The sequence below is a fragment of the Clostridium sp. genome (assembly GCF_051656525.1).
Lineage (GTDB): Bacteria > Bacillota > Clostridia > Clostridiales > Clostridiaceae > Clostridium.
The window spans coordinates 1-18,468 of record NZ_JBOGCC010000358.1 but is presented as its reverse complement, the minus strand read 5'-3'; the positions used below and the strand labels follow the sequence as shown (position 1 = coordinate 18,468).

Sequence of the window (18,468 nt, the reverse complement as noted above, 5' to 3'; positions counted from 1 at the left end):
AATTCCTTTATAACCCCTTATTTTTCTCATAAACTTCATCTATAGTTCCTACAAATAAAAATGCAGATTCTTTTATATCATCAAGTTCCCCATTTAATATTTTTTTAAATCCTTTAATTGTATCTTTTATCCTCACATATTTGCCTTGCATTCCTGTAAACTGTTCTGCTACTGCAAAAGGTTGTGATAAAAATCTTTGAATTTTTCTAGCTCTTGAAACTAAAACTTTATCCTCATCAGATAATTCATCTACCCCTAAAATTGCAATTATATCTCTAAGCTCTCTATATTTTTCTAATATATTTTTAACTTCATTTGCAACTTTATAATGTTCTTCTCCTACTATTCTTTTATCTAAAATTCTTGATGTTGACTCTAATGGATCTACAGCTGGATATATTCCAAGCTCCGCTATACCTCTATTTAAAACTGTTGTAGCGTCTAAATGAGTAAATGTTGTAGCTGGTGCTGGATCTGTTAAATCATCTGCTGGAACATATACAGCTTGAACTGATGTAATTGCACCATTTTTAGTAGATGTTATTCTTTCTTGAAGTGCACCCATTTCTGTTGCAAGAGTTGGTTGATATCCTACTGCAGATGGAATTCTCCCAAGAAGTGCTGAAACTTCTGAACCTGCTTGTGAAAATCTAAAAATATTATCTATAAATAAAAGTACATCTTTCCCTAAATCTCTAAATTCTTCTGCCATAGTAAGCCCTGTTAAAGCTACTCTCATCCTAGCTCCTGGCGGCTCATTCATTTGTCCAAAAACTAAACTTGTATTTTTTATAACTCCTGATTCCTTCATTTCTGTATATAAGTCATTCCCTTCTCTTGATCTTTCACCAACTCCAGTAAATACAGAATAACCTCCTTGAACCTTTGCTATATTACTTATAAGCTCCTGTATTAAAACTGTCTTTCCAACTCCTGCTCCGCCAAAGAGACCTATTTTCCCACCTCTTTGATATGGTGCTAAAAGATCTATAACTTTTATTCCTGTTTCTAAAATTTCCGGCTCTATCATTTGCTCTTCAAAACTTGGTGCTTTTCTATGAATTGGAAGATACTTTTTAAAATCTTTTTTTTCTTCCTCATCAATTGTATTTCCTAAAATATTAAACAATCTTCCTAAAGTTTCTTCACCAACTGGAACTTTAATTGGAGTATTTAAATCTAATGCAGATAGTCCCCTCCTTACTCCCTCCGTTTCCTCCATTGCTATTGTACGAACTATATCATCACCTAAATGTTGCTCTACTTCACAGATTAATGTATTTCCATCCTCTAACTCTATCTTTATTGCATTTAATATACTTGGTAATCTTCCTTTATTAAATCTTATATCTACTACCGGTCCTATGACCTTTACTACCTTTCCGTAATTCTCTTTTTGCCATATCATAATTTTTCCCCTCTATTTTTGAGCCTCAGCACCACTAATTATCTCAGTAAGTTCTCTTGTTATATTACTTTGCCTTGCTCTGTTATACATTATATTAAGACTTTTAAGCATTTCTTCAGCATTTTTATTTGCCATATTCATTGTTTGCATTCTTAAACTTTCTTCACTTATTTTAGATTCTAAACATCCCTTTATTATTGATAACTTTACATATTTCTTTATAAAAAATTCTGATAATTCTTTTTCACATCTATTACTACTATAAACCTCTTCAATATTATCTACTTCTACATTAAATGGAAGTAATTTTTCATCTACAACTTCACTTTTTATACCAGTAATATATTTACTATAAATTATTCTAACTTCTTTTATTTTTCCATTTTTATATAAGTCTAACACTATTTTTTGTATTTCATTAGAAAATATAAACTCACTATTCGTATTAAAATCTATATACTCTTTATATTTTTCAAACTTATATTTTTTTATATAGGATTCGACTTTGTGTCCTAAACTTATTATCTTTATATTTTCTTTTTTATAATTATTTTTTATATATTCAATTCCTTGTCCACTAAAATTCCCACAAAGACCTGAATCAGAACCTATAACAATAAATAATATATCTTCTCCCTTTCCTATTTCCTTGAAAAGACTTCTCTCATTTCTTCCTATAAAAGCTATTTTCTCTTTTATTCCTTCCATCTTTATAAAATACTCTTCATTCTCTCTTCTTATTTCTTTTGCACGTCTAAGTTTTGATATAGATATAAGTTCCATTGCTTTTGTTATTTTTTGAGTACTTCTTATACTTTTTATCCTTTTTTTTATTTCTAATAAACTCATCTCTCTCATAATTACTTCTCAAAAAAACTACTTTTAAAGGATTTTATAGCTTCATCTAAATCAATCCTAATTTCATCAGTTAATTTTTTTTCTTTCTTTAAAAGTTCTAATAATAAAATCTCACTAGTTTCTATATATTTTAAAAATTCATTTTCAAATTTTCTAATTTCTTTTATATCTATATCCTCTAAATAATTATTTATAGCTGTATAAAATAAAATTATTTGATTATATACATCTAATGGTTCTAATATATCTTGCTTTAATATTTCTACTAGTCTTTTCCCTTTTTCAAGACGGTTCTTTGTATCCTCATCTAAGTCAGTTCCAAACTTTGAAAATGCTTCAAGCTCTCTATACTGTGCAAGCTCTAATCTTAAAGTTCCTGATACTTCTTTCATAGCTTTAATTTGTGCATTTCCTCCAACTCTTGAAACTGAAATTCCTGCATTTACCGCTGGTTTCTGTCCTGAGTAAAAAAGTTCAGAATCTAAAAATATTTGTCCATCTGTTATAGAAATAATATTAGTTGGAATATATGAAGATACATCTCCTCCTAAAGTTTCTACTATTGGCAGTGCTGTTAAAGATCCACCACCATATTTTTTTGATAACTTCGCTCCTCTTTCTAAAAGTCTTGAATGAATATAAAATACATCTCCTGGATATGCCTCTCTTCCTGGTGGTCTTTTTAAAAGAAGTGCCATAGTTCTATATGCTACTGCATGCTTTGAAAGATCATCATATATAACTAAAGCATCTAACCCTTTTTCCATAAAATATTCTCCCATTGCACATCCTGTATAAGGTGCAATATATTGAAGTGGTGCCCCTTCTGATGCTGATGCAGAAACTACAATAGTATATTCCATAGCCCCAAGCTTTTCTAATCTATTAACTAAACTTGCAACTGTTGATTGCTTTTGCCCTATTGCTACATAAATGCAAACTACTTTTTTATTTTTTTGATTTAAAATTGTATCTATTGCAATTGATGTTTTTCCAGTTTGTCTATCTCCTATAATAAGTTCCCTTTGCCCTTTTCCTATTGGTATCATTGAATCAATTGCTTTTATTCCCGTTTGAAGAGGTTCATTTACAGAGCTTCTCTTTATTATTGATGGTGCTTTTTCCTCTATCTTTCTAAAGCCTGAATTTTTAATCTCTCCTTTTCCATCTATGCTAACACCCAGAGAATTTACAACTCTACCAAGTAACCCTTCTCCAACTGGTACCTCCATTACCTTTCCAGTTCTTATAACATCATCACCTTCATTTATCCCCTCTTCTGCTCCTAAAAGAACACATCCTACATTATCTTCATCTAAGTTAAGTGCCATCCCTAGCACTCCATTTGGAAACTCTAAAATTTCACCTTCAATACATTCATCTAATCCATATACCTTTGCAACACCATCACCAATGCTTATAATTGTCCCTGAATCTACTGTTTGTAAATATCTATCGTACTTTAAAACTTCGTCTTTTATTAAAGATGTAATTTCATCAGCCTTAATATGCATTTATCTCTCACCTCTTTTCAATACTTTAAAATATTTTCTTTAAGTTCTTCATATTGCCTTTTTATACTTCCATCAATAATTTTATGATCAATATTTATATACACTCCTCCAATTAAATCTTTATCTACTTCTCTCTTTAAAATAACAGTCTTATCATATCTTTCTTCAAGCTTTTCCACAATTTCTTCATACTGCTCTTTTGTAAGCTCTACTGCTGTTTTAACAACTCCCTTTATTGTATTTATTTCACTTAAATAAATAACCTCTAATTGATTAACTTTTTCTCTTAAAAATCCTATTCTTCCCTTCTCAATGACTATATAAATAAATGTCAGTAACTCTTCATCTATTTTTTCTCCAAAAAGTTTAGTAAAAACTTCTTTTTTCTTATTTATTTTTATTTCAGGATGAAGCATTAACCTTAAAAGCTTCTCATTTTGATCAAAAACATCACATATTTGATTTAAGTCAACTAAAAACTCTTCAACTTTATTTTTTCTTTTTCCTATATCATAAAGTGCTTTTGCATATCTTATATCTAAAAAATCATACATTGTTCACCTCTAAAGTTTTAATAAACTGGTCTATAATTCTTTTTTGTTCTGTCTCATCTAATTTTTTCTCTACAATTTTTTCTGATAAAGCTATTGCAATATTTACAGACTCTTCCTTTATTTCATCCATAGCTTTTTCTTTTTCAAGTTCTAACTCTCTAAGTTTTCTATCTTCTATTTCCTGAGCTTTTTCTCTTCCTTTTAAAAGAAGTTCCTCATAAATTCTATCTCCTTGTATTTTCCTCTTTTCAATAATTTTTTTCCCTTCAATTCTTGCTTCACTTACTAAATTTTCTCGCTCTCTTAATAGGTTTTCTGCATATATCTCTTTTTCCTCTATATCTAAAATTCTTTTCCCTAGTATTTCCTCTCTTTTTTGTAAAATTTCTTTTATCTTATCAAAAAAGAATCTTTTTAATATAAAATACAATATTAGAAAATTTATTATTGTTGCTATTACTTTTCCTAATTCTAATTCCATAATTTATCCCCTTTACTTTACAAATAAAAGTATTATTGCTACAACCAATCCATATATTGCAGTTGCTTCTGCAAGCCCTGCACCTAAAATAAAAAGGCTCTGTATTTTACTACTCATTTCTGGCCTTTCTGCAAGTCCTTCAACAGCTCCTTTTGCTGCAATTCCTATTCCTATCCCTGCCCCAATACTTGTTACTGCTGCAAATCCTGCTGCTAATACTGTATAATCCATAATAATCCTCTCCTTATTTTACAAATAATATTATCATTGAAATAATAAACCCATAAATAGCTGTAGCTCCACAAAGTCCAGCTGCCATAATAAAAATAGCTTGTATTTTTCCTGCTGCCTTAGGTTGTTTTACAGTTGCTTTTATTGCAGCTGAAGTTGCAATTCCTGTTCCAATTCCCCCACCTATTCCTGCCATAACAGCTATTCCTGCTGCAAGTATCCCAATATCACCCATATTTTTATACCCTCCTTATTCTTCTGCTTGCAATTTTATTGTTATTATTGTTAGCATTACAAAAATTATTGTTTGAATAGTTCCATCAAACAAATCAAAAAATACATGTCCTATTATAGGAATACCTATTTGAGCCAAAAAATTTATTTTAGATAATCCCGTATATAAAAGTTCCATTACTATAGTTGATGCTAGAATATTTCCAAAAAGCCTAAGTGCTAATGATAATGGAAATACTATCTTTTCCATTATCGTTATTGGTAACATTGCAATATATGGTCTTCCATAACTTTTTATATACTCTTTAACTCCATTTTTCTTTATTGCATTTCCATGAACTAAAACAAAAGTTATTATTGTAAAGCCTACAACAATACTTAAATTTCTAGTAGGTGATGCAAATCCAAATACTCCTAAGATATTGATTATAAATAAAAATGCCCCTAAAGTTCCTACAAAAGGTATATATCTTTTATACTTATCTCCCATATTTTCATCTACTACATTTCCAAGAGCTTTATACATGCTTTCTACTGCTATTTGAACTTTTCCTGGTTTTAAAACTTTAAATCCTTTTATAATAAATAAACTTATACCTATTAAAAAAGCCACTATAATCCACTGAATTACTATATCTCCACTAATATTTATAGAGCCTAAATCCAGTTCAAACAATTCCCCAAATACATCCATTTTTACCACCTTCTTCCGTTTTAATTGATATCTAAATATTAGTCCTTCATTTTTTAATTGTCAATATTTCTTAATTTATTTTCAGTATATATTTTCTCTCTTTTTTCTACAAAAAAAAGAGACTCTAACGAGTCTCCTTTTACATATTATATTTAAACTTTATTAGATTAAATGCAAGCCTTTGATCTAATGAATCTAAATCATACATAATTTCTGCAAGTGGCATTTTAGCAAGTCTTATATTAAACATATTTATTCCTAAATTTAATAATTTTCTTTCACTATTATTAAGCTTCTCTGAATCTACACATCTATTTTTATCCAATGTTAAATCAATTATAAGTTCATCAAAATCTTCTGAAAGTATAATATCTTTTTTATTCCATAATCCTTCATTTCCTGAAATTATAAAATAAAGTAGCTCATATTCTTTATTTTTCAAAGTTTTACCACTTTTATTCTCCATATATAAAAATCTTTCTTCATGTTGTTTATTTAAAAATTCCATTTTCTTTCTCCTATGTTTAATTATTATTTCTGAATATTAATTATTATAATATAATTTTTTCTTATTTACAAACAGAATTGATTTTTTCATTCATTTTCATTTATTTTTCTTTTTTTTCCGTCATTTCTGTTGAATATTTTTAAATAAAAAAAAAGCTCTTGCAAAATAATTGCAAAAGCTTTTTCTTATATTTTATAACTTTTTAACTCATCATCTATAAGGACTTTTATTCTATTACTATCTAAGTCATACGCTCCAACAAGGCCACTTCTATGAATTCCAAAGTCTGTATTTACAAGCTTTGCACCTTCATCATTCTCTCTTGAAACGCTTTCTTCTAAATCTTCTTCTACATATCCCTCTATATTTTGTATAGGTGTATGTCCTATTACGCTAACATAATCTGGTGGAACTCTAAGTTCATCCTGTTGAAATGCATTATCAAACAGATATCTATCCCAAAGAAATTTCTCACTTTGTTCTGCCTTTGATAAAATAAATTCTATATCTTCATCTGTATAATCGACATGTGGATAAAATTCTATTCCTGCATGAGATATTATATGATCATCAATAATAAGCCATTTCGGACAAGTTTTTAAATACTCATAAAACTCCTTAAACAAATCTCTTCCACTTACTCTATTATATCTTTTAATTTCAAATATAGTTTCATATCCCCCATTCATTAACCATAATGCTAAAGGCTCAATATCACTAACTTTGCAAATTCCTTCATTTCCATTTTTATCTGTACAAGTAACTTCTCGTATATCTAAGTCGCCATTTAAATCAACTACTTCATAAGCATTCATAAACAGTTCCTCATGATTACCTAAAATTAAATGAACATTCTTATTTTCCATTACAAATTCAATTAACTGAGAAGAACTTATTCCTCTATCTATTAAATCTCCATTTATATACAGTTCATCTTCCTCTTTAAATTCTATTCTTTCTAATAATTCTGAAAATTCCTTATAGTGACCATGTATATCACTCATTATATATCTTGACATACTAACGCCCCCTAAATTTTTGTTTTATTTCTTACTTATTATACCTCTATCTTAGAATTTGGACAAGATTTCTTTTTATTTCTTCCTTATGTAAATCAACTTTTCTTCTATTTTGAATACTGTATAGTATATCGTATAAAAAGGAGTGAATTTTATGAGTGCAAGTGATGCAATAGCTCTTTCAACTAGACTTAATGAAATCGGATTTCCTGAGTTTACTTGTAAATTAATCAACGACGTTTTTGATGCTGTAGTTTCTGCTAACTTAAGGCAAACTGAAGCATATTTAGAATTAGTTAAATCAGTAAGTAAAGATTTAACCACTTTTATAAATGATACTAAAGATTCTATTGGTGGGGATTTGATTTTTCAATTTTTAACCAAAATACTTCCAGATCCTAACTCCAATGCTGGAACAATTATAACAAGTGATAATACAAATACTTTAACTACAACACAAGCTAATTCTATAAATGATGCTGTATCTATTCCAAATGTTCCTATGACCTTACCTGCAAATACGTCTACACCTATAAATAATTTATATGATGCTATTTTAGAAGCAACTGCTAAACGTATTGCTGCAGATAAATATGAAGTTTTAAAAGAAATGGTTTCACTTGGAATTTTAAGATTAGTTATAGAAGATGGTGAAATTGAAACAAAACTAACCTTTACAACCTATGGTTCTAGTTTTTATGAGCAATATCGGACAAATTATAATCGAAAAGATTTTAATCTTTCTGCCAATGCTAAAACTGGTGGTTTTTTAAGTGGATGGATTAAATCCTCTGCTTCTTCTAGTTTTTCAAGCGTAAATATTTCAACTGCAACTATTAGTGATAAAGATACTACCGGAAGTTCAGTTCAAATATTTGGTGGTGTTAAAATAAAATTCAAAACAGACTACAAGCCTTTAAGTTAATTTTAAAATTAAAGGTTATTGCATTCCTATGTAATAACCTTATTTCTAAAAGGAGATTTTTATGTATAAGACAAGCTTACAAAACTTTATAAAAACATTAATAAATGAAACCTTTAATGGCATTGTTTCTGGCTCTTTAGATAATGAAAAGATTCTATTAGAGCTAAAAACTTCTTTAACACTCTCTAACGAAGAGTTTGCTAAAAAAGTTTTCACTGATGAAGATATAAGAAATGAATCTATAAAACTTTTCCCTTCTGAAGTTTCTTCTTTAGATACTTTAATTGATTCTGGAAATATCTATATTCCTGCTTCTTCAGGAGTTTTTGAATTTCCATCAATTAAAAATATAACTGATTATGATATGATCTTTGAAACTGATTATATCAAATTGGACTCTAACTTTATTATTACTGATGTTGGCTATACTAATATTATAAAAAAACTTTCTATAAATATGGCAATTTCTAATAAGTTTTTATTAAGTGAAACCTTCAAAAATGGATTCCCAAAACTTTTAGTAGAATCTGGGACTATAAATGCAAATTCTTTTTTTAGTTTTGAGCCCTCAACATCAGGTTTAAATTATACAACCTTTACTTGTATCAACTCTAAGCTCCAAACTATTACTACTGGAATTTCTAAAAATCTATTTATCTCCGATTCTGAATTTAGAAAAGCTGATATTATCCATCTTTTTGGCTATATTTATATAAATACTACTGATACTTATAAAATTTTAATTCAATCTAATGATTCTGCCTGCATTTTTATTAATAATATAGAAACTAATACTCGAATTACATTAAATAAAGGCTTTGCTAAAATTTTTATAACTTATAGAAATTCAAAAAAATTCAAATTTAACTTAAGCCTTTTTCTTGAAAATTCTAAGCATAATATTATTAGTATAAATGATGACTTTTTATTTTTAGAAAACCCTACGCCGCCTAATAATTTCTCATATATTCTAAACTCATCAATTCCCTCAAATTCAAGTATTTTCTGCAAAACTAATATTGATGCTACTGCACTTTCCTCTAAAGAATTTATAAGTAATTTTTCAATTAATTATAAAATAATTGATAATTAATAATTTGAAGTAGAATTCCAAATTTGAAATTCTACTTCTATCACTAAATTTTATATACTCTGCATTCATATGATTTTAGTTCTATTTCATTTAAATCAATATGTCTCTCAATCTTATAATTACTCAAAACTAATTTATCATACTTCAACATTGTTTTTAAGTATTTATATTTAGTATTCTCCTCTGTTAAATTACAAATTATAATATATTCCTCATTATTTAAAACTCTTTTATATGCAAATATATTCAAATTATCTTTCAATATTAGCTCAAACTTTCCATATATTAAGCATTCACTATTATTTCTAAGTTTTATTAAATTTTTATAATAATTTAAAATAGAATCTTTATCTTCAATTTCTTCTTTAACATTTATAGTTTTATAATTTTCATTTATACCAATCCAAGGTTTATTATCAGAAAAGCCTGCATTCCTGTTATTGCTCCACTGCATTGGTGTCCTTGCATTATCTCTAGATGTAGCATAAACCTCCATCATTGCTTCCTCTTCTAAGACCCCATTTTCAATTCTTTCTTTATATAAATTAATACTTTTAACATCATTATATTTATCTATAGAATCAAATTTAACATTAGTCATCCCAATTTCTTGACCTTGATAAATAAATGGTGTTCCTTTTTGTAAAAAATAACATGTTGCAAAAGATTTTGCTGATTCTTTTAAATACTTTCTATCATTTCCCCATGTAGATACCGATCTTGGTATGTCATGATTTTCTATAAATAAAGCATTCCAGCCATCTTCCTCAAGATCATACTGCCATCTTGACATTACATCTTTATATTTTTTAGGACTAAATTCTTTTCCTTCTTCATAATTCCAAAGATTTAAATGCTCAAATTGAAAAATCATATTAAATTTTCCATCTTTCTCTCCTACCCATTCTTTTGCATGATTTGACATTACTCCATTAGCTTCTCCAACTGTTACAATATCATATTTATCAAAAGTCTCTTCTTTCAGTTCTTTTAGATAATTTTGTATTCCATCCACATTCATCATTTTATCAAATGCAGGAACATACTTTAACCCTAATGGATTATCCATATCTTTTAATCCTTCTTCTTTCTTTATATGACTTATTGCATCTACTCTAAATCCATCTATTCCTTTTTTTATCCACCAATTTATCATTTTATAAAGCTCTTTTCTCATCTCTTCATTTTTCCAATTTAAATCTGGTTGCTTCTTAGTAAATAGATGCATAAAATATTCTTCTCTCTCTTTTGAATACTCCCATACTGAACCTTTAAATATACTTTCCCAATTATTTGGCTCTTTTCCGTCTTTTCCTTCTCTCCAAATATACCAATCACTTTTTTCATTTTCTCTAGAACTTTTTGATTCAATAAACCAAGGATGTTTATCACTAGTATGATTTATAACTAAATCAAGTATTATTTTCATTTTTCTTTTATGAACTTCATTTAGTAATCTATCAAAGTCTTTCATTGTACCAAAATCTGATAATATCTCTTCATAATCACTTATATCATATCCATTATCATCATTTGGTGATTTATACATAGGACATACCCATATTAATCCTACTCCTAAATCTTTTAAATAGTCTAATTTTTCAATAATTCCTCCTATATCTCCTATCCCATCTCCATTTGAATCTTTAAAACTTCTAGGATATATCTGATAACCTACTAACTCTTTCCACCAAGCCTTCTTCATACTAACTCCTCCTTTTTATTTTGAATAATTATTTTAAACTCTGTTTATCTTTAATCTCTATCTATTTTTGACTTGCAAAAGTTTCTTTTATTATACTTACTGAAATAGCTCCAAGAATTAATAATACTCCTGAAATCAATAACATTTTAGGCATTGAATTTCCAAGCATAGGGAATAATGCAAAACTTGCACAAGATGCTACTATTTGTGGTAAGCAAATACTACAATTGAAAAGTCCTAAATACATTCCCATATTTTCTCCTGTTAATGCATTTGTTAAAATTGTAAATGGATAAGTCATCATACTTGCCCATGCAATTCCTATTAATATAAATGAAATTATAAGTAAATATTGACTATGCACTATAAATAATGAAGCAAATCCTATTCCACCTAATATTAAACTTATTGCATATGCTGGTTTTTTCTTATTATTTGAAATTTTTGATAAAACAAGTGACCATAAAACTGCACTTATAGATTGAACTGCTGACATAACTCCAAACCAGTTTCCTGCTGCTTGATAGCCTGTACTATATGGTGCTGCTGTATGCCATACATTTGCTGCAATTGCTCCTGTTCCATAAGTCCAAAGATATTGAAATCCCATCCAACAGAAGAACTGAACTAATGTAATTGTCCAAAAAACTTTTGGTGCTTCCTTAAGTAATGTTATAATTCCTTTTTTCTCTCTTTTTTTAACTTCTTTTAATCCATGATATTTTGCATAAGCTTCTGGTGGATATTCTTTTACTTTAATAATTGTAAATAAACTACATAAAATTAAAATTGCTGCACCTATATAAAATGAAATTACTACTGATTGTGGAATTACTCCTTTTGGTGCTGTATTAGATACTCCAAGCATTGTTAATGCAAAAGGAAATATACTTGCTAATACTGCTCCACTATTTGAAAGGAAACTTTGTATAGAGTATGCATATCCTTTTTGTTCTTCATTAACCATATCTCCTACCATCATTTTAAATGGTTGCATTGCTATATTTGATGATAAATCCATAAATAGAATTGTAATCGCCCCAAACATTAATGCTGCTGTAGAATCAAAACCGAATCCAAAACTTCCAGAGTTTGGTAATAAACACATGACTATTACCGCTACTACTGATCCAACTATTAAATAAGGTATTCTTCTTCCAAGCTTAGGCATCCACGTCCTATCTGAAAAATATCCAACTAAAGGTTGTACTACAAGACCTGCTAAAGGTGGTAGAATAAAGAAAAACCCTAATTTTGTTGGGTTTGCCCCAAGAGTTTGAAATATTCTCCCCATATTTGAACTTTGTAATTGAAATGCCATTTGAACTCCTAAAAAACCAAAACTAATCATCCAAATCATTCCTAATGGCAATTTAGGTAATGAATTTTTTTTCACTTTTGTTTCCATAAAATAATCCTCCTGTAATTCAATGTATTTTCTTTTGTTGTTTCTATTGTAAACCTATACATATTTTTGCGCAAATGTTTGCACAGTTAGTTTTTTTAGTTATTTACATGTTTATTTAAACTTCTAATAAATTTATATATATTTTTTTATAAATTTATTATACACATATATATTTTTCTTCTTTTAATGTAAACATTTTCTGTAAAATATAAAATAACTTAGTAAAATATTTTACTAAGTTACAATTGGGTATATTAAATTTAAATAAATAAATAATACTGACAACATAGTACTTTTCTAATGAAAATATCTTCACATTTCTTTCTCAAAAAAAGCCTCCTAAATATTTATTAAATATATTTATAGAGACTTTTTCCTTTAATATTTTAACTTACATACTTTACATACTTAGATTCAAATTTTAAATCTGTTTTTGAAAATTCATTTATTTGAAGTTCTAATACTAAATCTATTGGATTTTCTATTATTTCTTTATCAACCTCAAACTTTTGCCCATCTCTTAATTTTAGAATTAATTTATTATCTTCAGCCACATCTTTTGTAACTATTATTAAGTCAGTAGCTTCTCCACTTTTCACTTTTCCAACTCTAGCTTTTCTTCCTATATCATTTAAGTAGGATATTTCAATCCCTCTTATTATCTCATTAGAATTATTTTTTACTTTTATATTTAAAAGATATGGTGCTATATACATAAATTTTTCCTCCCTTTCACTTTTGATAACCTTTACATCTCATATTATATATATTCTACTTCTTTTTAAAAATCCCTTCTAAAACAAAAAAATTTTCCAAATTAATGAAAAAATCTTTTTTTCTATATCTTCCCCTCTTGCTTTGCAAAAGATATTTCTTTATACTCTCTTTGAATATCTGGAATATACCTAAGAGCTATTGCTACTGAATATGCAACTCTATAGCTTATCCCTATCTTACTTAATGATGCTGCAAATTTACTTGGATCTGTACTTACTAAAAATACTAATATAAAATAAAATACAAAAGATATATCTTTAAATTTCACTTTTGATAATTTAAAGATAACTACACTAAGTCCTAGCATACCTAATAAAAATCTTGTATCATAACTTATCATAGCTGCCGTTATAAATGATATTAAAAATATAAGCTTCGTTGCTCCAACTCTATTATGTACAAAAGAATCCTTATAAGAATATTCTAATAATCCATTCATATCTTATCTTTCCCTCCTGTCTTTTTCTACAAAAGCTTTCATAAGCTTCTTATGTCCATCTTTCCCAAATCTTTTCCCTAAATTATAAATAGATGTTTTCTTTAAGTTTGCTTTTTCCATTAAGCTTTCATCTGTAAGGATGATTGCTGGTTTATCTATTTTTAATATTTCTCCATCTGCAAGAACTAAGGCTCTATATGAGGACTACTGTCTAAAAGATTAGATACTTCTACTATTTTAGAAACTTCTAAAACTTTTTTCTTCATTTCTTCAGTCTCTACACAATCATTTTCAAGTTTAAATGCAATATCTTCTGCTACAGTGCAACTACATTATCTATAACTTGAAAAATATTATATGTAACTATTTTTCTAAAATTAAATTCCCCATCCCAAATAGATACAAACCTTCTTGAAAAACCTATAATAAGTCCAACTACTGCTGATGCTATAATCCAACTAAACCAAGGTGTTCCATATGTCATATCTTTTAAAATATGTCCAACAAATCCTATTAAAAAAGCTGGTTTAGCTCCATAAATAACTGCTATAAGTGCTAAAAATGCATAACATGTTGCAAATTCTGTATTTGGTATTCCTGTTGGAATAGATGCAAATCTACCAAGAATCATAAAAACAGCAGACCCAATTCCTACTGCAACTATTTCTTCAATAGTTAATCTTCTAAACATTAAATTCCTCCTCTTTGTTCTTTTTGTCAAAAAATATGCTTCTTAACAAAAAATTCATCAAATTTCAAAAACAAAAAGTCTTACAAAGAACTTTTTCTATTTCTTCATAAGACTTCTTCTATATTTTAAGTTTCTTGTTTAATTAATTTTACTTTCTCCTTTTCTTCTATCTTTCTATTAAATAAAAGATTTTTCTTATAAAAATAAATTAATGCTATTACAATAAATATTCCTTTTAATATACTTGTTATAGCTATTGCCCACCATACTCCATTTATACCTAAAATATTTGGCATTGATAAAAAATATGCAAGTGGAACTCTAAGCCCTGTTAAAGTAATACTTATAATTGATGGAATATATGTCTTTGAAACTCCATTAAATATTCCTGCTGTTGTTATTTCTATGCACATGAAAATTTGTGAATATCCAAGTATTTTTAAATATTCAGTTCCACCTAAAATAGCCTCCTTTTCATTTATAAAAATTGAAAAAACATTTTCTCCAAAGAAAACTAAAAGGATTGTTGCAAAAACTCCAATAGCTCCTGCAATTATTAAAATTGCCTTGTATCCTTTTAAAATTCTATCATATTTCTTTGCTCCAAAATTCTGTCCTACAAATGTTCCTAATGCTATAGCTAGTCCATCAGTAGTCATCCATGAAATTGATTCAATTTGAGAACCTACTTTTTGTACTGCAATTGGGACTGGTCCATATACTGCAATAATTCTTCCAAGAAGCATTGCAAACACTGTAAAAAGTCCACTTTGAAGTGCAACTGGAAGTCCAATTCTACAAATTCTTTTTACATAATTAAATCTAACTTTCTTAAATATATTTACTCTTAAATATGAATAATTTTTATTCATTATTAAACCTAAAAATAAAATTGATACTAGCATTTGTGAAACTACAGTTGCTATAGCTGCACCAAGGACACCAATTCCATTAAAGTTTCCAAATCCAAATATTAAAAGTGGATCTAAAATTATATTTAAGACTAGTCCACATGTATTTATAAAAAATGGAATTTTACTATTTCCTACTGCATTAAACATAGATGTAAAAACTGGATTTATAAAATAAAATGGTAATCCAAATACTATTGCTATTAAATAAATTCTAGCTAAGTTTATTACAACTTCATCACCTAAATTAAAAAATCCTATTAATGCATTATTAAATATTAATAAAACTAAAGAATATGTAATAGCTAAAAATATATTCATTTGCATTGCTGCCCTTATATATTTTCTTCCTCTTTCAAATTCTTTTTTACCTACACATTGTGCAAGTTTTATTTCTGCTCCCATTTTTGAAACTATAATAAATGCCATTGCAAGCCATGTAAAAAACCCTGCTGTTCCAACTGCTGCAACTTCTAAGCTTCCAAGCTTTCCAACCCATATCATATCTATCATGCTATACGCCATTTGTATAAAAGATGTCCCCATTATAGGTAATGCTAATGCTACAAGTTTGTTTAAAATTTTTCCTTCTGTTAAATCTAATCCTCTTACCATATATATCCCCCTATTTCAAACTCTATATAAGACTATTTTATCAATTCTATTTTGTCAACTTTTTATTAATATAATTAATAAAAAATTTCTAATTAGTTAATTATGATGTTACTATAAAATAAGACGGTTATCTTTTAAGAAGGATTTTAATGCTAAAGTTATGCTCAAAATTATTATTTAAAATTATTAAAATGATTTGTTTAATTGGAATTATGATATTTTTAATATTTAAAATATTCTCCTAAATTATTTTAGGAGAAAAAAAACTGTGCACTAAAACTTTTAGTGACACAGTTCCTTTTTAATTGTTATCAAAATAACTTGCTACATTTAATAAATTAAGTATTAAGTTTATTAAATCTAAATAAAGGTTTAATACAAAAATTGATAAATCATTTTTATTACCTGGATATCCCATACTTAATGCAGCTTTCATTACGCTAATATCATACATTACATATGCTGCAAAAATAACTACTGCAATTGCACTTATTATTACAGATAGGAAATTACTAAATACAAAAATATTTATTATTGACGCAATAAATATTCCAACTAATCCAGCAAATAATACATTTCCCATACTCATATAGTATCCTGCTTCTTTTCTTGATGCTTGAATTGCAAGTACTACAAACAGTCCAACTCCACCTAAGACTACTGATAAAAATACTGAAATCCCCAGTGCTTGTAAGTAGTACATAAGTACAGGATATAATATTATTCCATATACAAATGTAAATATGTACACATATACAATTGAAAAACTTCTCGGAATAATAGCCTTTCTACTAAATATAGATAGAACTAATAATCCTATTAATACTATTCCTAAAATTGTATTTGCCATATATGCTATTCTAACTGGTACAAATAATATTCCAACAATAAAACCAATTGCCATAAATACTAAAGATACTGCAAGTGAAGTAAATATAGTTTGCATTGGATTTTTTACGTGACTCATTTTTGATTCATAATTCATCTTCATCATTCCTTTCATACTTCTTTATATATATAATAACCTAAAATTCATCTAATTTCTTTAAAATTTCATTAATATTTCTATAGAGAATCAGCTTTTATATATATTTCTAAAAAAAACCTTTTAACTGCCCCCTTTTATTAAAAAAAACTTTATATCCTAAATATATAGAACAAAGTATTCCTATAAAGGTAGATGCTACTATCATAAAAATAACCATTATTTGATATTTCACAGCAATTATAGGTGAAACTCCTCCTAATATAAGTCCTGTCATCATCCCTGGTAATGATATTATTCCTAAAGTTTTTGCTCCTTCAATAGTCGGAATCACTCCTATTTTTATACTAGTTTTTAAAATATCTGCTGCAGCTTCCTTTACTGTTGCTCCAAGTGCAATCTTTGTTTCCACCTCTAACCTTCTATTTTTAAATTCATTTTCCAAACTTCTATATCCTAAAGAAATTGCAACCATTATATTACTAATTATCATTCCTGCTATAGGAATGATTTCATTAGCTTTAAAATTTATTGCCTTTGTTATAATTAAAATTCCCAGTGTTATAATTGTTCCAACACCAATTGAAAAAGCACTTATTTTCATACTATCTTTAATTTTTACCGAGCATTTAATATTTATCCCTGCATTTAAAATCATTATTATTACTATTGCCAAAATATTTAAATAACTTTCAATCTCAAATATAAAACTTAATAAGTACCCAACTATTAGCAACTGAATTATCGCCCTTCCTATACTTATAATCAAATCCTTTCCTAATAATAATTTTTCTTTATATGATATATATATTGGAATTATTGTTAATGTTCCTGCTAAAGCTAGTGCTATATTATCCATAAATTTTTTCTACCTCTTTTATTTTCCCCATTTCTAAAACTATTCTTTTATTAAATATCCTTTTGCTTTGATTAGTGTCGTGTGTATTCCATAAAACTGTAATTCCTTTTTCATTTAAATTTTTTATATATCTTTCTACTTTTTCAGTATTTTTTTCATCTAATGCTGATGTTGCTTCATCTAATAATATTACTTTAGGCTCATATATCACGCTTCTTACTAATGCAATCCTTTGCTTTTCTCCACCTGATAAATCTTCTATTTTTTTATGTATAATTTCTTTATCTAAGTTAAATATCTGTAACAAATCCTCTATACGTCTATCATCTACTTTTTCTTTTCTTATTTTAAAAGGAAATTCTAAATTTTCTTTAACTCTTTCTCCAAAAAGATACGGCTCTTGAACACAGTATCGAATATTTTTTCTAAGTTCAATATCATCATAAGTTGAATACTCTCGTCCATTAAATTTAATTTTTCCACTACTGCAACTTATAAGATGTGCACAAAGTTTTAATAATGTTGTTTTTCCACTTCCTGACTCCCCAACTATTGATAT

21 protein-coding genes are annotated in these 18,468 nt (G+C 27.5%); 2 read left to right on the top strand and 19 right to left on the bottom strand.

Annotated elements, in window-relative coordinates:
• Positions 1-7 precede the first annotated feature (7 nt).
• From atpD to ACRDDY_RS17490, 10 genes are all read right to left on the bottom strand, one after another.
• Positions 8-1,408, bottom strand: a complete 1,401-nt coding sequence (gene atpD, locus ACRDDY_RS17535; protein ID WP_438566217.1) for a F0F1 ATP synthase subunit beta — start codon at positions 1,406-1,408, stop codon at positions 8-10.
• Between the two features lie 12 nt (positions 1,409-1,420).
• Positions 1,421-2,266 (bottom strand): ATP synthase F1 subunit gamma, encoded by an 846-nt coding sequence (gene atpG, locus ACRDDY_RS17530; protein ID WP_438566216.1) that lies wholly within the window; start codon positions 2,264-2,266, stop codon positions 1,421-1,423.
• 2 nt (positions 2,267-2,268) lie between these two features.
• Positions 2,269-3,780 carry a F0F1 ATP synthase subunit alpha gene (atpA, locus tag ACRDDY_RS17525; protein ID WP_438566215.1) on the bottom strand — a complete coding sequence of 504 codons (1,512 nt, stop codon included), beginning with the start codon at positions 3,778-3,780 and terminating at the stop codon, positions 2,269-2,271.
• A 17-nt stretch (positions 3,781-3,797) separates the two neighbouring features.
• Positions 3,798-4,334, bottom strand: a complete 537-nt coding sequence (locus ACRDDY_RS17520; protein WP_438566214.1) for a F0F1 ATP synthase subunit delta — start codon at positions 4,332-4,334, stop codon at positions 3,798-3,800.
• Positions 4,327-4,815 (bottom strand): F0F1 ATP synthase subunit B, encoded by a 489-nt coding sequence (locus tag ACRDDY_RS17515; protein WP_438566213.1) that lies wholly within the window; start codon positions 4,813-4,815, stop codon positions 4,327-4,329. The genes ACRDDY_RS17520 and ACRDDY_RS17515 overlap by 8 nt, the downstream gene beginning before the upstream one ends.
• Before the next feature lie 12 nt (positions 4,816-4,827).
• Complete coding sequence (gene atpE, locus ACRDDY_RS17510) at positions 4,828-5,046, bottom strand: ATP synthase F0 subunit C (protein ID WP_438566212.1); 219 nt, start codon at positions 5,044-5,046, stop codon at positions 4,828-4,830.
• A 13-nt stretch (positions 5,047-5,059) separates the two neighbouring features.
• Entirely contained in the window at positions 5,060-5,281 is a 222-nt protein-coding gene (locus ACRDDY_RS17505; protein ID WP_438542314.1) for an ATP F0F1 synthase subunit C, read from the bottom strand.
• Positions 5,282-5,296: 15 nt separating this feature from the next.
• A complete protein-coding gene (locus tag ACRDDY_RS17500) occupies positions 5,297-5,974 on the bottom strand; it encodes a F0F1 ATP synthase subunit A (RefSeq protein WP_438566211.1) in 678 nt (225 codons plus the stop codon).
• Positions 5,975-6,113: 139 nt separating this feature from the next.
• Positions 6,114-6,482 carry a hypothetical protein gene (locus tag ACRDDY_RS17495; RefSeq protein WP_438566210.1) on the bottom strand — a complete coding sequence of 123 codons (369 nt, stop codon included), beginning with the start codon at positions 6,480-6,482 and terminating at the stop codon, positions 6,114-6,116.
• 185 nt (positions 6,483-6,667) lie between these two features.
• A complete protein-coding gene (locus tag ACRDDY_RS17490; protein WP_438566209.1) occupies positions 6,668-7,501 on the bottom strand; it encodes a metallophosphoesterase in 834 nt (277 codons plus the stop codon).
• Positions 7,502-7,655: 154 nt separating this feature from the next.
• Between ACRDDY_RS17490 and ACRDDY_RS17485 the strand changes: the two genes are divergently transcribed.
• Together ACRDDY_RS17485 and ACRDDY_RS17480 are read left to right on the top strand one after the other, a co-directional pair.
• The gene (locus tag ACRDDY_RS17485; RefSeq protein WP_438566208.1) at positions 7,656-8,426 is read left to right on the top strand and encodes a hypothetical protein; all 771 of its coding nucleotides are present in this window, start codon (positions 7,656-7,658) and stop codon (positions 8,424-8,426) included.
• 61 nt (positions 8,427-8,487) lie between these two features.
• Entirely contained in the window at positions 8,488-9,519 is a 1,032-nt protein-coding gene (locus ACRDDY_RS17480) for a hypothetical protein (protein WP_438566207.1), read from the top strand.
• A 43-nt stretch (positions 9,520-9,562) separates the two neighbouring features.
• Here ACRDDY_RS17480 and ACRDDY_RS17475 read toward each other — a convergent pair whose 3' ends face one another.
• From ACRDDY_RS17475 to ACRDDY_RS17435, 9 genes are all read right to left on the bottom strand, one after another.
• Complete coding sequence (locus ACRDDY_RS17475) at positions 9,563-11,224, bottom strand: glycoside hydrolase family 13 protein (RefSeq protein ID WP_438566206.1); 1,662 nt, start codon at positions 11,222-11,224, stop codon at positions 9,563-9,565.
• A 61-nt stretch (positions 11,225-11,285) separates the two neighbouring features.
• Positions 11,286-12,632 carry an SLC45 family MFS transporter gene (locus ACRDDY_RS17470; RefSeq protein ID WP_438566205.1) on the bottom strand — a complete coding sequence of 449 codons (1,347 nt, stop codon included), beginning with the start codon at positions 12,630-12,632 and terminating at the stop codon, positions 11,286-11,288.
• Positions 12,633-13,018: 386 nt separating this feature from the next.
• On the bottom strand, positions 13,019-13,348 hold the full coding sequence (locus ACRDDY_RS17465; protein ID WP_438566204.1) for a hypothetical protein: 330 nt from the start codon (positions 13,346-13,348) through the stop codon (positions 13,019-13,021).
• 122 nt (positions 13,349-13,470) lie between these two features.
• Positions 13,471-13,848: an energy-coupling factor transporter transmembrane component T family protein gene (locus ACRDDY_RS17460; RefSeq protein WP_438566203.1), complete on the bottom strand. Its 378-nt coding sequence runs from the start codon at positions 13,846-13,848 to the stop codon at positions 13,471-13,473.
• Positions 13,849-14,164: 316 nt separating this feature from the next.
• On the bottom strand, positions 14,165-14,539 hold the full coding sequence (locus tag ACRDDY_RS17455) for an ECF-type riboflavin transporter substrate-binding protein (protein WP_438566202.1): 375 nt from the start codon (positions 14,537-14,539) through the stop codon (positions 14,165-14,167).
• A gap of 125 nt (positions 14,540-14,664) precedes the next feature.
• Positions 14,665-16,065: an MATE family efflux transporter gene (locus tag ACRDDY_RS17450; protein WP_438566201.1), complete on the bottom strand. Its 1,401-nt coding sequence runs from the start codon at positions 16,063-16,065 to the stop codon at positions 14,665-14,667.
• Positions 16,066-16,366: 301 nt separating this feature from the next.
• Positions 16,367-17,050 carry a Bax inhibitor-1/YccA family protein gene (locus ACRDDY_RS17445; protein ID WP_438566200.1) on the bottom strand — a complete coding sequence of 228 codons (684 nt, stop codon included), beginning with the start codon at positions 17,048-17,050 and terminating at the stop codon, positions 16,367-16,369.
• Between the two features lie 109 nt (positions 17,051-17,159).
• On the bottom strand, positions 17,160-17,909 hold the full coding sequence (locus ACRDDY_RS17440; RefSeq protein WP_438566199.1) for an ABC transporter permease: 750 nt from the start codon (positions 17,907-17,909) through the stop codon (positions 17,160-17,162).
• Positions 17,902-18,468 (bottom strand): ABC transporter ATP-binding protein (locus ACRDDY_RS17435; RefSeq protein WP_438566198.1); only part of this gene is annotated, 567 nt, incomplete at its 5' end. The genes ACRDDY_RS17435 and ACRDDY_RS17440, both read right to left, overlap by 8 nt.